This window comes from Teichococcus vastitatis (genome assembly GCF_003604215.1).
GTDB classification, from domain to species: Bacteria; Pseudomonadota; Alphaproteobacteria; order Acetobacterales; family Acetobacteraceae; genus Pseudoroseomonas; species Pseudoroseomonas vastitatis.
Window position 1 is genome coordinate 469,958 of sequence record NZ_QXGS01000001.1, and the last position, 16,364, is coordinate 486,321.

Here is a 16,364-nt window from a genome sequence, read left to right on the forward strand (position 1 = left end):
TCACCGCCCGGTGGCGCAGAACTCCAGCAGCCGGTCGATCTCGTTCTCCGTGTTGTAGTAGTGCGGCGAGGCGCGGATCAGCGTCGGCAGGGCGCGCCGCTCGGCATCGAGCCGGGTGGAAGCGGGATCGGAAGCACCGATGGTGATGCCGGCCCGCTCCGCCGCCGCCACTGCATCCCGCGCCTGCCACCCTTCCAGGGTGAAGGAGACGATGGCCGAGGGATCGGCCCCGAGGTCGTGCAGCCCGGCGCCGGGCAGCGCCGCCAGCCCACTTCGCAGCCGACCGGATAGCATCCGGCAGCGCGCCTCGATCGTCTCCAGCCCGATCATCAGCGCGTAATCCACCGCGGCGCCCAATCCGGCGCGGGCGGCGTAGTTGTTTTCCCAGCTCTCGAAGCGGCGGGCATCCGCGCGCAGCCGGTATTCGCCACGCGCCACCCAGGGCGCGGCGAAATGGTCGATCACCGGCGGCTCCAGCTGCTCCAGCAGCGTCCGCCGCACATACAGGAAGCCGGTGCCGCGCGGCCCACGCAGGAATTTGCGCCCGGTGGCGGAGAGCATGTCGCAGCCGATCGCCTGCACATCCACCGGCATCTGCCCCACCGCCTGGCAGGCATCGAGCAGATAAGGAATGCCATGTGCCCGGGCTATGCGGCCCACCGCCGCCGCCGGGTTGCGCAGGCCGCCATTGGTCGGCACCCAGGTGATGGCGATCAGCTTCACCCGCCGGTCGATCATCCGCTCCAGCGCCGCCACGTCCAGCGCGCCCGAGGCATCGGAGGGCACCACCTCGATCACCGCGCCGGTGCGGCGGGCCACCTGCAGAAAGGCGACGTAGTTGGCGGCATACTCGGCCTCGGCGGTCAGGATGCGGTCGCCGGGGGCGAAGCGCAGCGAATAGAAGGCCATCTGCCAGGCAACGGTGGCGTTCTCCACCAGGGCGATCTCGTCACGCCCGGCATTCAGCAGCCGCGCCACCCCGTCATAGACCGCATCCAGCCGCACCTGCTCGGCCGTGGCGGCGGCGTAGCCACCGATCTCCGCCTCCAGCTCCAGATGGCGGATCTGCGCCCGCAGCACCGGCGCCGGCATCAGCGCCGCCCCGGCGCTGTGCAGATAGGCGCGGCGGGCGGTCGCCGGCGTGTCGGCGCGGATGCGGTCGAGGTCGATCATGGCGGCAAGCCTTGCAGCAGGCCGGGACCGGCGGCAAGAACCCGGCATGGACGCTTTCCGTCGCCACATCGAGGCCTGCAACAACCTCCACTCCCCGGCCGGGCTGGTGCCATTCCGCCTCGGCGCCGAGCAGGTCGGCTGGCTGGAGCCCGACCTGGCCCGCTGGCTGGCCTTCCGCCCGCGCGACTTCCACTTCGACGCCGATGGCGTGTCCGTCACCGCCCGGATGCCGGCGCAGCGCGACCGCATCCTGGCGGACACCGTGCGCGACCTGGAGAAGGCCGGCCACCTGCGGCTGCGCGACGAGGCCTTCGACGTGCGCGCCGCGCCGGATGGGCCGGTGCTGGCGCGGCTCGACCGCGGTGCCATCCCGGCCTTCGGCGTGCAGGCCCAGGGGGTTCACCTGAACGGCCTGGTGCGGCGCGCGGACGGGGTGCATGTCTGGCTGGGCCGGCGCTCGAAGACCAAGTCGGTCGCCCCCGGGCAATGGGACAACGTGGTGGGCGGCGGCGTGCCGGCCGGGCTGGATGCCGCCGCCACGCTGATCAAGGAAGCCGCCGAGGAAGCCGGAATGCCGCCGGAGCTGGCGTCGCGGGCCCGCCCGGTGGGCCGCGTATCCTACATCATGCGGAACGAGGAAGGGCTGCGTCGCGACCTGTTGCACGTCTTCGACCTTGACCTGCCCGAAAGCTTCACCCCGGTGCCGCATGACGACGAGGTGGAGCATTTCGAGCTGTGGCCGCTGCGGCGGGCCCTGGAGGCGGTGCGCGACACCGACGACGTGAAGTTCAACGTCAACCTGGTGCTGATTGACCTGTTTCTGCGCGAAGGGCTGATCGACCCCGCCAGTGCCGAGGGCCGCAGCCTGCGTCTGGCCCTGGATTCCGGGGCCTGAGCCTCAGGCGCCGCGCATCGCCGACGGGAGGCCATCCATCCGGCCACCAGGCTTCCGGGCCCGGCGCGCCGGCCGGCGCCGTGGAGCGCGCCTCCCCCGCCTTCTTCCCGCCGCGAATCCTTCCGCGGCTGCCCCGGCGGACTGGCGGCAGCAACGCCTGTGCCGGAGACCCGGCGCAGATATCGCGGCGCCGGCTGCGGGGCCAGTTCCCATGTCACCCGATCCCGGATCTGCCCCACGGCGCCCGCGTGGCGAGCGCCATCAGCCGGCCGGAGACGCCCCGCTCCGCGCCCACGGGCGGCCCTCTGCGGCGTTCAGCGCAGCGGCTCGGCGGAAACGCCGCTGCCGGGGGCGTAACCCGGCGGCGCCTGGTAAGGCTGGTTCTGCTGATAAGGCTGCGCCGGCTGCTGGTAGCCCGGCTGCGCATAGCCCTGCTGCGGCGCCTGCGCCGCCGGCTGGCCACTGCCGTAGCGCATCAGCGCCGCGCGCAGCGGATCGGCGCCCGGGTTGTAGGCGGCCATGTCGACCACGATCTGCCGCGCCCCGTAGCTCTGGCCGTAATAGGCGCGGTTCCATTCGGAGCGGCCGGACAGCAGCGAGCCATCCAGCGCGATGCCGGCATACAGGCCGCGCGTCTTGGCAAAGGTGACGATGTCGGCGCCCACCGCGGCGGTGGTGGCGCCGGCGATGCCACCGCCGATGGTGGCCACCGCGATCGAGGCATCGGCGCCGATCTTGAACTGGCTGTCCATCAGCGCGGACAAGCCCTTGTCCGTCAGGATCACCATCATGACCATGGCGTCCTGGATGCCGGCCTGCAGGCCGATGCTGCCCGAGCCCATGCCGTAGAAGGCCGGCGAGGACCAGGAGCCGGCGCCATCGCGCGCCACCAGCACGCAGGATCCACCCTGTCCGCCGAAGATGAAGCCGGCGCGGAACACGCGCGGGCAGACCATCACGGCGCGGGCCCGGCGCAGCAGCGTCACCGCGTCATTGAAGTGCGCCGCGTTGCCGCCATCCCCGGCGCTGAGCATTTCCTGCACCGCGAGGGTGGAGCGGTCCACCAGGGCCTGCTGCTCCGCCTGCGCCAGGGCCGGGCGCGGAGCCACCAGGGCGAACAGCGACACCGCGCCGAGAAGCGCTGCCCCGAAGATCGAACGCCGCATGAGAGTCCTCCGCCAAGTCCTTGCGAAGCAATGACCTCTGGCAGCGCCGCTGGCAAGCCAAACTTGCCAGACCGGCGCTCAGAGCGGCCCGGGCGGCTCCTCATTGACCGAAACCACGCGCCATTCGCCCGCGTGGTTCTCCAGCCGGGTCAGCGACAGGTTCTTCACCGACAGGCGGAAGGCCTGCTGCGGGGTCAACTGCAGAGCATGCGCCACCGCGGCGCGGATCGAGCCGCCATGCGCGACGATCACCACGTTCCCGTCCGGGTATTGCGCTGCCATGTCGTCCAGTGCCGGGCCGACGCGGCGCTCGATCACGTCGCGCAGGCTTTCGCCGCCGGGCGGGGTTTCGTCGGCGCCGTGCGGCCAGAACGGGTGCGGCGGGTCGCGCAGCATCTCAACCAGCGCCTCGTGGGTGATGCCCTGCCATTCGCCCAGGTGCTGCTCGACGAAACGCGGCTCCATCTCCATCGGCACCGCCGGGTATCCGGCGGCGAAGATGGCATCGGCCGTGGCACGGGTGCGGGACAGCGGCGTGTGGAACCAGCGCGCACCGGCCGGCAGGCGCCCGGCCAGCCAGCGATAGGATTCGGCATCCTGCGCCATGGTCACGGCACACACCGCCACGTCCATGTCGCCATACATGATCAACCGGGCGGAAGGCTCCACCAGCGCGTGGCGGATCAGGAAGAAGCGGGTCTGGGTCACGCCCCGGGCTGTAGCGCCTTTCCACGCCAGCGGGAATGCCGGCGAGAATGCTTCCGGCGCCCTACTCGCCGATGGTCAGCAAAGCACCGGAGCGGCGTGCCGCCTCGAACTGCGCCCCGAACACCCGGCCCAGCACCAGCAGCCAGATCAAGTCCAGCCCGAAGGCCATCAGCAGGTGGAAGCTGTCGAGCCGCCCCTCTGTCAGCGCCGCGCGCATGCCCTCGAAGACATGCGCTGCGGGGATCGCCTGCGCCACCCATTGGAGACCCGTGGGCAGGGTGGAGAGCGGGTAGAACACGCAGGCAAAGGGCGTCAGGCCGAACAGCACCGACCAGGCCAGCGGCTCCGCCCCCGCCCCGTGCCGCAGGATCATCGCGGTGACGCCGAGCGCCACGGCCCAGCCCATCAGCATCAGCGCGGCGAAGAACAGCACCACCACCGGCCCCATGCGGAACAGGCCAAAGCCGTACAGCGCCCAGGCCAGCGCCACCGCCGGCAGCACGCCGGTCAGCATGCGCAGCGTCGCCATGCACATCAGCCCGGCCACCAGTTCCCCCGGCCGCAGCGGGGAGACAAAGATGTGGCCGAGGTTGCGGCTCCAGATCTCCTCCAGGAAGGTGATGGCGAAGCCCATCTGTGAGCGCAGCGCCACCTCCCACAGCAGCACGCCGCCGAGCAGCACGCCGGCCGCCACGCTGGCGGTGTTCTGCTGCACCCCGGCGAGGTAGGCGGTGACGAAGCCCCAGACCAGCATCTGCAGGATCGGCCAGTACATCAGCTCCAGCAGGCGGGGCCAGGAGTGGCGGTACAGCGCGAGATGGCGGTAGCAAAGGCCCCAGACGCGGCGCAGCGAGCCCTTCATGCCACGGCCTCCCCCATCGGCTCGCCAGCCCGTTTGCGGTTGCGGGCGATGTCCAGGAACACTTCCTCCAGATTGTCGCGGCCGAAGCGGGCGGCGAGTTCGGACGGGCTGCCCTGATCCACGATGCGGCCGCGCTTCAGCATCAGCACGTGGCCGCACAGCCGCTCCACCTCGGCCATGTTGTGGCTGGCCAGAAGGATGGCGCAGCCGCTCTCGGCCTGGTAGCGCTCCAGCCAGGAGCGCACCCAATCCCCGGTATCCGGGTCGAGGCTGGCGGTGGGCTCGTCCAGCAGCAGCAGCTCGGGGCGGTTCACCAGCGCCTTGGCCAGCGCCACGCGGGTCTTCTGCCCGGCGGAAAGCTGCCCGGCCGGGCGGTGGAGGATCTCCTCCAGCTGCAGCGCCGCCGCCAGCTCGGCAATGCGCGCCTCGGCCCGCGGCACGTCGTAGAGATGGGCATAGACCCGCAGGTTCTCGGCCACGCTCAGCCGGTGCGGCAGGGCCACATAGGGCGAGGAGAAGTTCATCCGCGCCAGCGCCGCGAAGCGGTCGCGCGCCATGTCATGCCCGAGCACCCGGACCGTTCCGGCGCTCGGCACCAGCAGGCCGAGCAGCATGGCGATGGTGGTGCTCTTGCCGGCGCCATTGCCGCCCAGCAATCCCCAGGTGGCGCCGCGCGGCAGGGTGAAGCTCAGCGCGTCCACGGCAAGGTTCTCGCCGTAGCGCTTGGTCAGGCCTTCGGCCTGGATGGCGTCGGTCATGCGGTTGCGCTTAGCAGGTCCCGCGCGTGGCGTCGCGCGGGACCGGAGCGGAGAGGTGATCTGCCGCCCCGCCTCGCGCCGTCACATGTCGAAGAACACCGTTTCCGCATCGCCCTGCAGGTGGATGGTGAAGCGGTAGCTCGGCATGTCGGCGGCCGCGGTGCGCTCGGCCACCAGCGTGGCGCGGCGCCCCGCCTGCTCCACGCTGCGCAGCACCGGGTCGGCCTCCAGCGCGGCCGCGTCTTCCGGGAAATACATCCGGGTGTGCAGGTGGATGTTGATGCCGCGGGCGAAGATCAGCAGGCTGACATGCGGCGCCTGCGGCCGCCCGTCCCGCCAGGGCACCACGCCCGGCCGCACCGTTTCGAACATCCATTCGCCGGTTTCGGAGGAGGCCGCCGCGCGGCCCCAGCCGGAGAAGTCGCCGGCATTGTGCCGCCCCTCGGCATCCGCCTGCCACAGCTCCAGCAGCGCATCCCGCACCGGTGTGCCGGAGCCGTCGATGACGAGGCCGGTGATGCGGATGCGCTCGCCCGCGCCGTCGATGATGTGCGGCTGTTCCTGCGTGCGCACGGCGAGCCCGGCGAAGGCCGGCAGGGTGCCGATGTGGACATAGGGGCCGCCGGTCTGGGACGGCGTTTCCTTCAGGTATTCCACGGGCATCGTTTCACATCCCTTCCGGACGGTTCTCGAAAAAGGTTTGCCGCCGGCCGCGCAGCACCACGTCGAAGCGGTAGGCCAGTGCGTCGAACGGCACCGCATTGCCCATGTCGAGCCTGGCCACCAGCCGCTCGGCCGCCGCCTTGTCCGGCAGCGTGCCGATGATCGGACAGAACGGGATCAGCGGATCGCCCTCGAAATAAAGCTGGCTGACCAGCCGCTGCACGAAGGCGTGGCCGAACAGCGAGATGTGGATGTGCGCCGGGCGCCAGTCGCTGCCGTTGTTGCGCCAGGGATAGGGCCCGGGGCGGATCGTGCGGAAAAAGTAATTGCCGTCGGCATCGGTCATGCAGCGGCCCTGGCCGCCGAAATTCGGATCGAGCGGCGCCAGGTAGCTGTCGTTCTTGTGGCGGTAGCGGCCGCCGGCATTGGCCTGCCACACCTCGATCAGCGTGTTGGGCACCGGCCGGCCGCACTCGTCCAGCACCTTGCCATGGACGATGATGCGTTCGCCCTGGGCGTCCCCGTGATTCCCCTCCGCCTGGGCGTAGTTGCGGATCAGGTCATTGTCGAGCGGCTCCAGGATGCGCGCCTTGAACACCGGGCCGGCGTTCTCGCCCGGCCCCGGCTCCAGCGACACCAGGGCACGGCGGGGGGAGCGCAGCACGCTGGTCTTGTATTGCGGGGTGAAGGCGGGCGGGTGCTGGTTGCGGTCGCGGCGCATGATGTCGCCCTGCGTTCCGGCCATCAGGCCGGTCATGCCATCGGCGGGCATCGGCGTTCCTCCTGCGGTTGCTGGATTGTTGCGCGGCAGGGCCGGCAGGCCGCCGCGTGCCCGCCAGCATGCCGGGATGCGTTGCATCGGAAAACCGCGGCTTTATCATGCAATGCATGAAGGGCATCGATGCGTTGGCATTGGACGGCCACGCGCTGCGCTTGTTCCTGGCGGTGCTGGACACCGGCTCTGTGACGCAGGCGGCCGAACGGCTGGGCCTCAGCCAGTCGGCCGCCAGCCACGGGCTGAACCGGCTGCGGGCCACGCTGGGCGACCCGCTCTTCGTCAAGTCCGGGCGCGGCATCACTGCCACGGCCCATGCCCGCGCCCTGGCGGCACCGGTGCAGGCGCTGCTGGCGGGAATGCAGAACCTCGGCCGTCACCGACCCTTCGACCCGGCCACGGCCACGCTGTCCTTCACCATCGCCGCCAACGACTTCCAGCGCGACCTGCTGCTGCCTGCCTTCTTCGCACGGGTCCAAGGGCAGGTAGCGCGCTTCAGCCTGCGGGTCATTCCCTCCGGCGCGCCGGCCGCCGCCCTGCTGCGCGAACAGGGCTGCGAGCTGCTGGTCACCCCTCTGCCCCCCTCCGGCACCGACATCCTGCAGAAGCGCCTGCTGACCGACCGCTACGCCTGCTTCTACGATCCCGCCTGCCGCACCGCCCCGCGCGGGCGGGATGACTACCTCGCGGCGCGGCACGTCACGGTGCTGCACCCGGAAGGCGAGAAGCTGGATTTCGATCGCCGGCTGGAGGCATTGGGCGTGACGCGGGACATCGCCCTCGAGGTGCCGGATTTCACCGCCATCGCCGGCTTCCTGCGCGGCAGCGCGATGCTGGCGACCCTGCCCGCCATGCTGCGCCACTCCGCGCTCCGCGGCCTGGCCAGCGCGGCGCTGCCGCTGCGCCCGGCCGGGCGCGGCGGAGGGCAGCTCGGGCTGCTGCCGCTCTACATGGTGTGGCACCGGCGCCACCAGCAGGAAGCGCGGCATGCCTGGCTGCGCGCGCAGCTGGCCGCCGCGGCGCAGTCGGTGCAGCCCGCGGCGGTTGCGCCCTGATGCCGGCCGGCATCCCGGCCCGCGCGGAGCGCGACCACCTGGGCGGGCTGGCGCGCGGCCTGGCGGTGATCGAGGTGTTCGGTGCCACCCGGCAGCGCGCCACCATCGCCAACATCGCCGCCGCAACCGGCAGCAGCCGCGCCGCCGCCCGCCGCTGCCTGCTGACCCTGGTGGCGCTGGGCTATGCGGAAACCGACGGGCGGCATTTCACCCTGACGCCGCGCGTGCTGCGCCTGGGCGGCGCCTGGCTGGCCAGCGCGGCCCTGCCCGGGCTGATCCAGCCGCAGCTGGAGGCGGTGCGGGAAGCCACCGGCGAGAGCTGCTCGGCCGCCATCCTGGACGGGCCGGACGTGGTCTACATCGCCCGGGCGGCGGCGCGGCGCATCATGTCCGTGACCCTGGCGGTGGGCAGCCGGCTGCCGGCGCATTGCACCGCGCTGGGCCGCGCCCTGTTGTCCGCCCTGCCGCCGCGCGCGCTGGAGCAGCACATCGCCGCCCTGACCCCCGAGGCGCTGACGGCGCATACCCGCACCACCCGGCCCGCGATCCGCGAAGCCGTCGCCGCCGCGCGCGGCCAGGGCTACGCGCTGGTGGATGAGGAACTGGAGCTGGGGCTGCGCTCCCTCGCCGTACCGGTGCGCGACGGGCGGGGGCGCTGCGTCGCCGCCATGAACATCGGCGTGCAGGCCAGCCGCGCCGACGAGGCCACGCTGCACGACACCCTGCTGCCGGCGCTGCGGCAGGCGGCGGCGGCACTGCGCCACAGCATTCCTGGCTGACGCCGCCCGCCCGCGCACCCCGCTCCATGATCGTGCGCATAGCGCACCGCGTTGCGGCCCTGCGCGCGGCGGACCTATCGTGGCTCCGGCTCAACGAAGCGAGGAAACCATGCCCGGACAAGGCAGCGCCGCATGATCAACAAAACCGTCCGCAACCTGGCGGAGGCGATGCAGGGCATCACCGACGGCGCCACCGTGCTGGTCGGCGGCTTCGGCGCGGTCGGCCAGCCCGACGCGCTGATCGAGGCGCTGATCGAGCAGGGCGCCACCGACCTCACCATCGTCGCCAACAATGCCGGCACCGGCCGCACCGGCTTGGCCCGGCTGATGGAGCTGGGGCGGGTGCGCCGCATCATCTGCTCCTTTCCGCGCTCGGTCGGCTCGGTGGTGTTCGAGGAATTGTACAAGGCCGGCAAGCTGGAGCTGGAGATCGTGCCGCAGGGCACGCTTGCCGAACGCATGCGCGCCGCCGGCGCCGGCGTGCCGGCCTTCTACACCCCCACCGGCTTCGGCACGCTGCTGACCGAGGGCAAGCCTACCGCCGAGTTCAACGGCAAGCCCTGCGTGCTGGAGATGGCGCTGCCCGGTGACGTAGCGCTGATCCAGGCCCACAAGGCGGATCGCTGGGGCAACCTGACCTATCGTCGCTCGGGGCGGAACTTCAATCCGGTGATGGCCATGGCCGCCCGGCTGACGATCGCGCAGGTGGACGAGATCGAGCCGCTCGGCACGCTGGACCCGGAGAACATCGTCACACCGGGCATCTTCGTCGACCGCGTCCTCCGCGTCACCGTCTGAGAGAACCGCACCATGAGCGACAGCTTCACCCCCCTCTCCCGCAAGGACATGGCGCGCCGGGTGGCGCAGGACATTCCGGAGGGCTGGTATGTCAACCTCGGCATCGGCATCCCGACCCTGGTGGCGGATTTCGTGCCGAACGAGCGCGAGGTGATCTTTCATTCCGAGAACGGCGTGCTCGGCATGGGCCCCGCGCCGGGGCCGGACGACGCCGATCCCTGGCTGATCAACGCCGGCAAGCAGCAGGTGACGCTGCGCCGCGGCGGCAGCTACATCCATCATGCCGACAGCTTCGCCATGATCCGCGGCGGGCATCTTGACCTTTGCGTGCTGGGCGCGTTCGAGGTGGCCGAGAATGGTGACGTGGCCAACTGGGCGACCTCGGCCAACGACACCGCGCCCGCGGTCGGCGGCGCCATGGATCTCGCGGCCGGCGCCAAGAACCTCTGGGTGGTGATGGAGCACACCACCAAGGATGGCAGCCCCCGCCTGGTGGCGAAATGCTCCTATCCGTTGACGGCGATGCGCGCGGTGCGGCGCGTCTACACCAACCTCGCCGTGATCGACGTGACGCCGCAGGGCTTCCGCGTGGTCGAGATGGCGCCCGGCCTCAGCTTCGAGGCGCTGCAGGCCCGCACCGACGCGAAGCTTGATCTGGCCGACAGCAACAAGGATCCGAACCATGGCTGAGGCCTTCATTTGCGATGCCGCCCGCACTGCCATCGGCCGCTACGCCGGCGGGCTCTCCGCCGTGCGCGCGGACGATCTCGCCGCCGTGCCGATCAAGGCGCTGATGGCCCGGCATCAGGAGCTCGACTGGGGAGCGGTGGAGGATGTGATCCTCGGCTGCGCCAACCAGGCGGGCGAGGACAACCGCAACGTGGCGCGCATGGCGACGCTGCTGGCCGGTCTGCCCGACAGCATCCCCGGCAGCACGGTGAACCGCCTGTGCGGCTCCGGCATGGACGCCACCGGCATCGCCGCGCGCGCCATCAAGGCCGGCGAGGCGGAGCTGATGCTGGCCGGCGGCGTCGAAAGCATGACGCGCGCGCCCTTCGTCCAAGGCAAGAGCGCGGAAGCCTTCGGCCGCCATGCCGAGATCTATGACACCACCATTGGCTGGCGCTTCGTCAACCCGCTGATGAAGGCGCAGTACGGCGTCGATTCCATGCCGGAGACCGGCGAGAACGTCGCCAACGACTTTCAGATCTCCCGTCCCGACCAGGATGCCTTCGCCTTCCGCTCGCAGCAGCGCGCCAAGGCGGCGATCGAGAGCGGCCGCTTCGCCGAGGAGATCGTCCCCGTCGAGATCAAGCGCCGTAAGGGCGAGCCGCTGGTGATCTCGAGAGACGAGCACCCGCGCCCGGACACCACGCTGGAGGCGCTGGCCAAGCTTGGCACGCCGTTCCGCAAGGAAGGCGGCACGGTGACGGCGGGCAATGCGTCCGGCGTCAATGACGGCGCCTGCGCCATCATCCTGGCCAGCGAGGCCGCCGCCGGCCGCTACGGCCTGACGCCGCGCGCCCGCGTGGTGGCCAGCGCCACCGCCGGCGTGCCGCCGCGCATCATGGGCTTCGGCCCGGCGCCGGCGACCCGCAAGGTGCTGGACAAGGCCGGCCTTTCGATCGGCGACATCGACGTGATCGAGCTGAACGAGGCCTTCGCCTCGCAGGCGTTGGCGGTGCTGCGCGACCTCGGCCTGCCGGACGACGCCGAGCACGTGAACCCGAATGGCGGCGCCATCGCGCTCGGTCACCCGCTGGGGATGTCGGGCGCGCGGCTGGTGCAGACGGCGGTGGCCGAGCTGCACCATCGTCAGGCGCGCTACGCGCTGGTGACCATGTGCATCGGCGTCGGCCAGGGCATCGCCATGGTGCTGGAGCGCGTCTGAGCCGCCCTGCCGCCTGCAGGGGGAGCGGTGTTGCGACCGCTTCCCGCCCCGGTCATGCTGGACGCGGACGGCACGGCTTGGACGGGGCATGCAAGGCGAGATGGCGGAAAAGGCGGTAAGGCAGCGCGACGCGGAGCAGACCCGCCGCTCCATCCTGGACGCCGCCATCGCCGAATTCGCCGCCAAGGGCCTGTCCGGGGCACGGGTGGACGAGATCGCCGCCCGCACCCAGACCACCAAGCGGATGATCTATTATTACTTCGGCAGCAAGGAAGGGCTCTACGCCGCCGCGCTGGAGGAGATGTACGAAGGTATCCGCGCCACGGAGCAGGACCTGCTGCTGGACCAGCTTCCCCCCGCGGAGGCGCTGGCCCGGCTGGTGGAAACCACCTTCAACTACCATGCCGAGCATCCCGATTTCGTCCGCATGGTGACGGTGGAGAACATCCACGGCGCCCGCCACATCGCCGGATCTGCCACCGTCAGCCGGCGCAACGAGGCGGTGATTGGGCTGATGCGCCGGCTGCTCGATCGCGGCGTGGCGGCGGGCGTGTTCCGCCCGGGCCTCGATCCGCTCGACCTGCACGTCCTGATCAACGGCTTCAGCTTCCACCGCGTCGCCAACCGCCACACGCTGGGCGTGATCTTCGGCCAGGACATGGCGGCGCCGGAGCGCGCCGCGCGGCAGTGCCGGCTGATCGTCGAGGCCGTGCTGCGGCTGGTCCGCGCCGATCAGGCAGGCTGAGCCGCCGCTCCTGCCCGTTCAATCCATGCCGGCGAAGTGGCGCAGCATCCGCTCCGCGTCAGGCTCGCGCCCGGTGAACAGGCGAAAGGCGCCCACGGCCTGGAACACCGCCATGCCGCCGCCATCCACGGTGCGGCAGCCGATGCGGCGGGCGGTGCGCAGCAGCTCGGTGTCCAGTGGCACGTAGACCACGTCGGCCACCCAATGATGCGGTTGCAGCAACTCGGCCGGCAATGGCAGGCCCGGATACTTCGCCATGCCGGTCGGCGTCGCGTGGATCAGCCCGTCGGCGTCGTGCATCGCGGCGGCGATGTCGGCACCGGCCACGGCGCGGCCGGCGCCGAAGCGGGCGGATAGCTGCTCGGCCAGGGCGACGGCGCGGGATGCGTCGCTGTCGAGCAGCACCAGCCGCCCGGTGCCCAGCGCCAGCGCCGCATGGGCCACCGCCGCCCCGGCCCCGCCGGCGCCCAGCTGCACCACCTGTTCCATGCGCGCATCGGGCAGTCCGCGGCGGAAGCCCTCGGCGAAGCCGGAATGGTCGGTGTTGTGGCCGATCCGCCGCCCGTTCCCGAACACCACCGTGTTCACCGCCCCCAGCGCCCGGGCATCCTCCGACACCTCGTCCAGCAGCGGCAGCACCGCCTGCTTGCAGGGATGGGTGATGTTCAGCCCGTTGAAGCCGCAGCGCTGGGCCGCCTCCAGCAACGCAGGCAGCGCCTCGACCCCCAGCTTCAGCACGTCAAGGTCGAGCAGGCGGTAGATGAGGCGGAGGCCCTGCGCCGTTGCTTCCTGCTCGTGCAGCGCCGGGGAGCGCGAAGACTGGATGCCGCTGCCGATCAGCCCGACCAGACAGGCGGGGCCGGGTGGCACAGGCGGGGCGGCGGTTCCGGAAACGGACATGACAACGGGAGCTCCAGGGCAGCGGGTTCTGCTTGTCAGGCTAATGTACTATCTGGTACGTACAATCCAACCAAAACTTCGCGCCTTTCCCCTGGCACACGCCGGGAGGGATCCGCGGAAACAACGTCCAGAAGCATGGAGGAGGAATCATGACCCTTTCCCGCCGCGGCCTCGCCGCCGGCCTCAGCCTGATCGCCGCCGGCAGCGGCACGGTCGGCGGCGCGTTGCTGCGCCCGCGCAGCGCCGCCGCGCAAGGCGCCGTCCAGGGGGCCGCCCAGGGTGCTTATCCTACCCACACCGTCACCCTGGTGGTGTCCTGGGCCCCCGGCGGTTCCACCGACTTCGTGGCGCGGGTGGTGGCGCAGCAGCTGACCCGGGAACTCGGCCAGCAGGTGGTGGTGGAGAACCGCGCCGGCGCCTCGGGCACCATCGGCCACGCCTCGGTCGCGCGCGCCCGGCCCGACGGCCACACCCTGCTGTTCGGCGTCAACTCCACCTATGCCATGGCGCGCCACCTGTTTCCGCAGCGCGGCTATGATGACGAGAAGTCGTTCACCGGCATCGGCCGCGTCGCCACCACGCCGATTTTTCTGTGCGTCAGCCCGCAGCTCGGCGTCAGGGACATCCCGGGCTTCGTGGCGCTGGCCAAGCAGCAGCCGGGCAAGCTCTCCTATGCCTCCTCCGGCGCCGGCTCCTCGGCGCATCTGGCAACCGAGCTGTTTCTGCGGCAAACCGGGGCCGAGGTGCAGAACGTCACCTATCGCGGCGGTGCTCCGGCGGTGCAGGCGCTGATCACCAACGAGGTGCAGATGGCCTTCGTGGACGCGGTGACGGCGCTTCCGATGATGGCGGCGAAGCAGATCGTGCCGCTCGGCGTGTCCAGTCTGCAGCGTAACCCGCTGGCGCCGGAGGTTCCGACCATCGCCGAATCCGGCCTGCCGGGCTATGAATGCGCGTCCGAGTTCGCCATCCTGGCCCCGGCCGGCACGCCGGCGGAGATCATCCAGACGCTGGGCGCCGCCACCGCGGCAACGATGCGCAACCCGGAAGTGCTAGACCGGCTGAAGCAGAATTCGATCTTTCCGGCCTTCGGCACGCCCGATCAGTTCCCTGCCTATCTGGCGGCGGAAAGCACCAAATGGGGCGAACTGATCAAGGCGCGCGGCATCACTCTCGAATAGCCTGCCATGCCGAAGGGGAACTCCGGCAGGGCGGCCGGAGTTCCCCTTCGCCGGCCATTCCGCGCGGCACGTTGCGCGGCGAGCCGCCCCCGCACCGCCGCCGCCCCGCCGCACAAGGATCCCTGCCATGCCCGGCCGCCATTCCCGTTCCATCGCCACGGTCTGCCTCAGCGGCGACCTGACCGACAAGCTGGAGGCGGCGGCAAATATCGGCTTCGACGGCGTCGAGATCTTCGAGAACGACCTCCTGACCTTTAACGGCTCACCGGCCGACGTGCGCAAGATGGCGGCCGATCTCGGCCTCGCCATCACCATCTTCCAGCCCTTCCGCGACTTCGAGGCGATGCCGGAGCCGCAACGCCGCCGCAACCTCGACCGCGCCGAGCGCAAATTCGACGTGATGCAGGCGCTGGGCACCGACCTCGTGCTGGTCTGCTCCAACGTGCAGGAAGCCTGCATGGACGACCCGGCCCGCGCCGCCGCCGACCTGCGCGAGATGGCGGAGCGCGCGGCGCAGCGCGGCCTGCGCGTCGGCTTCGAGGCGCTGGCCTGGGGCCGCCACACCCGCCGATGGCACCAGGCCTGGGACATCGTGACCCGCGCCGACCACCCTGCCCTCGGGCTGATCGTGGACAGCTTCCACACCCTGGCGCTGAAGGACGATCCGTCCGGCCTCGCCGCGTTGCCGGGCGAGCGCATCTTCTTTGTCCAGCTCGCCGACGCGCCGCTCTACGACATGGATGTGCTGCAATGGAGCCGGCACTACCGCAACTTTCCCGGCCAGGGCCAGCTGCCCATTTCCGGCTTTCTGCGCGCAGTGCTGGCGTCCGGCTATGCCGGGCCGCTGTCGCTGGAAATCTTCAACGACGAGTTCCGCGCCGCGCCGGTGCGGCAGACGGCGCGGGACGGCTTGCGCTCGCTGATCCTGGCGGAAGCCGAGGCCGCGCCCACCTTGCCGGCCGCGGCCCTGCCGCCCGCCCCGCGGATGTCCGGCGTCGAGTTCCTGGAGTTCGCCGTCAACGACGCCTCACGCCAGCAGCTTGGCAGCTTCTTGGGCCAGCTCGGTTTCCAGCGCGCGGGGCAGCACCGGTCCAAGGCGGTGGAGCTGTATCGCCAGGGCAGCGTCAACCTGGTGCTGAACAGCGAGCCGGACAGCGCCGCCGCCGGGCATTTCGAGATGCACGGTCCCTCCGTCTGTGCCATGGGCTTCGCCGTCAATGACGCCGCCGCGGCGGCCCGCCGGGCCGAAGCGCTGCTGTGCGCATCCTGGAACGAGAAGCGCGGCGTCGGCGAGCGGCCGCTGCCGGCGCTGCGCGCGCCGAATGGCGCGCTGGTGCTGCTGGTGGAGCACCACCCCGGCCGGCCCTCGCTGTGGGAGGAGGATTTCCACCTCCTGCCGACGGCGCCGGCCGCCGCGCCACCGCTGCTCGGCATCGATCACGTGACGCAGGCCCTGGCGCCGGGCCAGATGGACGGCTTCGTGCTGTTCTACCGCGGTGTCTTCGGGCTGGAGCCGGAGCCGCAGCTCGACCTGCCGGACCCGCAGGGACTGGTGCACAGCCGCGCCCTGGTGAACGCCGCCGGCACGGTGCGGCTGCCGCTCAACACCTCGGAAGCGCGCGAAACGGCCACCGGGCGGTTCATATCCGCTGCCGCCGGCGCCGGCGTGCACCACATCGCCTTTCTCGCCGGGGACGCGGCGGCCAGCGTCACCGGGATGAGCGGCCGCGGCGCGCCGCTGCTGCCGATCCCGGAGAACTATTATGACGATCTCGCCGCCCGCTTCGGGCTGGAGGATGCCGAGCTGGCGGCGTTGCAGCGGCTGAACCTGCTTTATGATCAGGACCAGGATGGCGGCGGCTTCGTGCATGCCTACACTGCCAACTTCGCCGACCGCTTCTTCTTCGAGGTGGTGCAGCGGCGCGGCAATTATCGCCAGTTCGGTGCGAACAACGCGGCGGTGCGCATGGCGGCGCAGGCGCGGTTCGAGGCGCGCCGCCGCGGCTGATGCTTGC

17 protein-coding genes are annotated in these 16,364 nt (G+C 71.1%); 9 read left to right on the forward strand and 8 right to left on the reverse strand.

Annotation, left to right across the window (positions count from 1 at the left end):
• Positions 1 to 1,173: an aminotransferase class V-fold PLP-dependent enzyme gene (locus tag D2K64_RS02195; RefSeq protein ID WP_120006205.1), complete on the reverse strand. Its 1,173-nt coding sequence runs from the start codon at positions 1,171 to 1,173 to the stop codon at positions 1 to 3.
• A gap of 46 nt (positions 1,174 to 1,219) precedes the next feature.
• Here D2K64_RS02195 and D2K64_RS02200 point away from each other — a divergent pair, with 46 nt between their 5' ends.
• A complete protein-coding gene (locus D2K64_RS02200; protein ID WP_120006208.1) occupies positions 1,220 to 2,068 on the forward strand; it encodes an NUDIX hydrolase in 849 nt (282 codons plus the stop codon).
• A 314-nt stretch (positions 2,069 to 2,382) separates the two neighbouring features.
• Here D2K64_RS02200 and D2K64_RS02205 read toward each other — a convergent pair whose 3' ends face one another.
• The 6 genes from D2K64_RS02205 to pcaH form a co-directional block, all read right to left on the reverse strand.
• Complete coding sequence (locus D2K64_RS02205) at positions 2,383 to 3,234, reverse strand: lipid-binding SYLF domain-containing protein (protein ID WP_120006210.1); 852 nt, start codon at positions 3,232 to 3,234, stop codon at positions 2,383 to 2,385.
• 78 nt (positions 3,235 to 3,312) lie between these two features.
• A complete protein-coding gene (locus D2K64_RS02210) occupies positions 3,313 to 3,942 on the reverse strand; it encodes a histidine phosphatase family protein (RefSeq protein ID WP_120006212.1) in 630 nt (209 codons plus the stop codon).
• A 61-nt stretch (positions 3,943 to 4,003) separates the two neighbouring features.
• Positions 4,004 to 4,804 (reverse strand): ABC transporter permease, encoded by an 801-nt coding sequence (locus tag D2K64_RS02215; RefSeq protein WP_120006214.1) that lies wholly within the window; start codon positions 4,802 to 4,804, stop codon positions 4,004 to 4,006.
• The gene (locus D2K64_RS02220) at positions 4,801 to 5,562 is read right to left on the reverse strand and encodes an ABC transporter ATP-binding protein (RefSeq protein ID WP_120006216.1); all 762 of its coding nucleotides are present in this window, start codon (positions 5,560 to 5,562) and stop codon (positions 4,801 to 4,803) included. Before D2K64_RS02220 ends, D2K64_RS02215 begins: the two co-directional genes overlap by 4 nt.
• An 81-nt stretch (positions 5,563 to 5,643) precedes the next feature.
• The gene (pcaG, locus tag D2K64_RS02225) at positions 5,644 to 6,225 is read right to left on the reverse strand and encodes a protocatechuate 3,4-dioxygenase subunit alpha (protein WP_120006218.1); all 582 of its coding nucleotides are present in this window, start codon (positions 6,223 to 6,225) and stop codon (positions 5,644 to 5,646) included.
• A 4-nt stretch (positions 6,226 to 6,229) separates the two neighbouring features.
• Positions 6,230 to 6,997, reverse strand: a complete 768-nt coding sequence (gene pcaH, locus D2K64_RS02230) for a protocatechuate 3,4-dioxygenase subunit beta (protein ID WP_238383955.1) — start codon at positions 6,995 to 6,997, stop codon at positions 6,230 to 6,232.
• Positions 6,998 to 7,113: 116 nt separating this feature from the next.
• On the opposite strand from pcaH, the gene D2K64_RS02235 reads away from it, so the two are divergent.
• The 6 genes from D2K64_RS02235 (at position 7,114) to D2K64_RS02260 (ending at position 12,268) form a co-directional block, all read left to right on the forward strand.
• Positions 7,114 to 8,055 (forward strand): LysR family transcriptional regulator, encoded by a 942-nt coding sequence (locus D2K64_RS02235; protein WP_120006761.1) that lies wholly within the window; start codon positions 7,114 to 7,116, stop codon positions 8,053 to 8,055.
• Positions 8,055 to 8,834: an IclR family transcriptional regulator domain-containing protein gene (locus D2K64_RS02240; protein WP_120006220.1), complete on the forward strand. Its 780-nt coding sequence runs from the start codon at positions 8,055 to 8,057 to the stop codon at positions 8,832 to 8,834. The genes D2K64_RS02235 and D2K64_RS02240 overlap by 1 nt, the downstream gene beginning before the upstream one ends.
• A 132-nt stretch (positions 8,835 to 8,966) precedes the next feature.
• Complete coding sequence (locus D2K64_RS02245) at positions 8,967 to 9,632, forward strand: 3-oxoacid CoA-transferase subunit A (RefSeq protein ID WP_120006222.1); 666 nt, start codon at positions 8,967 to 8,969, stop codon at positions 9,630 to 9,632.
• Positions 9,633 to 9,644: 12 nt separating this feature from the next.
• Entirely contained in the window at positions 9,645 to 10,322 is a 678-nt protein-coding gene (locus D2K64_RS02250) for a 3-oxoacid CoA-transferase subunit B (protein ID WP_120006224.1), read from the forward strand.
• Positions 10,315 to 11,523 (forward strand): 3-oxoadipyl-CoA thiolase, encoded by a 1,209-nt coding sequence (gene pcaF / locus D2K64_RS02255; protein ID WP_120006226.1) that lies wholly within the window; start codon positions 10,315 to 10,317, stop codon positions 11,521 to 11,523. Before D2K64_RS02250 ends, pcaF begins: the two co-directional genes overlap by 8 nt.
• Positions 11,524 to 11,611: 88 nt before the next feature.
• Positions 11,612 to 12,268: a TetR family transcriptional regulator gene (locus D2K64_RS02260; protein ID WP_120006228.1), complete on the forward strand. Its 657-nt coding sequence runs from the start codon at positions 11,612 to 11,614 to the stop codon at positions 12,266 to 12,268.
• Positions 12,269 to 12,286: 18 nt separating this feature from the next.
• Here D2K64_RS02260 and D2K64_RS02265 read toward each other — a convergent pair whose 3' ends face one another.
• Complete coding sequence (locus tag D2K64_RS02265; protein WP_120006230.1) at positions 12,287 to 13,168, reverse strand: shikimate dehydrogenase; 882 nt, start codon at positions 13,166 to 13,168, stop codon at positions 12,287 to 12,289.
• 149 nt (positions 13,169 to 13,317) lie between these two features.
• Between D2K64_RS02265 and D2K64_RS02270 the strand changes: the two genes are divergently transcribed.
• Both D2K64_RS02270 and D2K64_RS02275 read left to right on the forward strand, forming a co-directional pair.
• The gene (locus D2K64_RS02270) at positions 13,318 to 14,349 is read left to right on the forward strand and encodes a Bug family tripartite tricarboxylate transporter substrate binding protein (protein WP_120006232.1); all 1,032 of its coding nucleotides are present in this window, start codon (positions 13,318 to 13,320) and stop codon (positions 14,347 to 14,349) included.
• Positions 14,350 to 14,476: 127 nt separating this feature from the next.
• Positions 14,477 to 16,357: a bifunctional sugar phosphate isomerase/epimerase/4-hydroxyphenylpyruvate dioxygenase family protein gene (locus D2K64_RS02275; RefSeq protein ID WP_120006234.1), complete on the forward strand. Its 1,881-nt coding sequence runs from the start codon at positions 14,477 to 14,479 to the stop codon at positions 16,355 to 16,357.
• Positions 16,358 to 16,364: the final 7 nt, after the last annotated feature.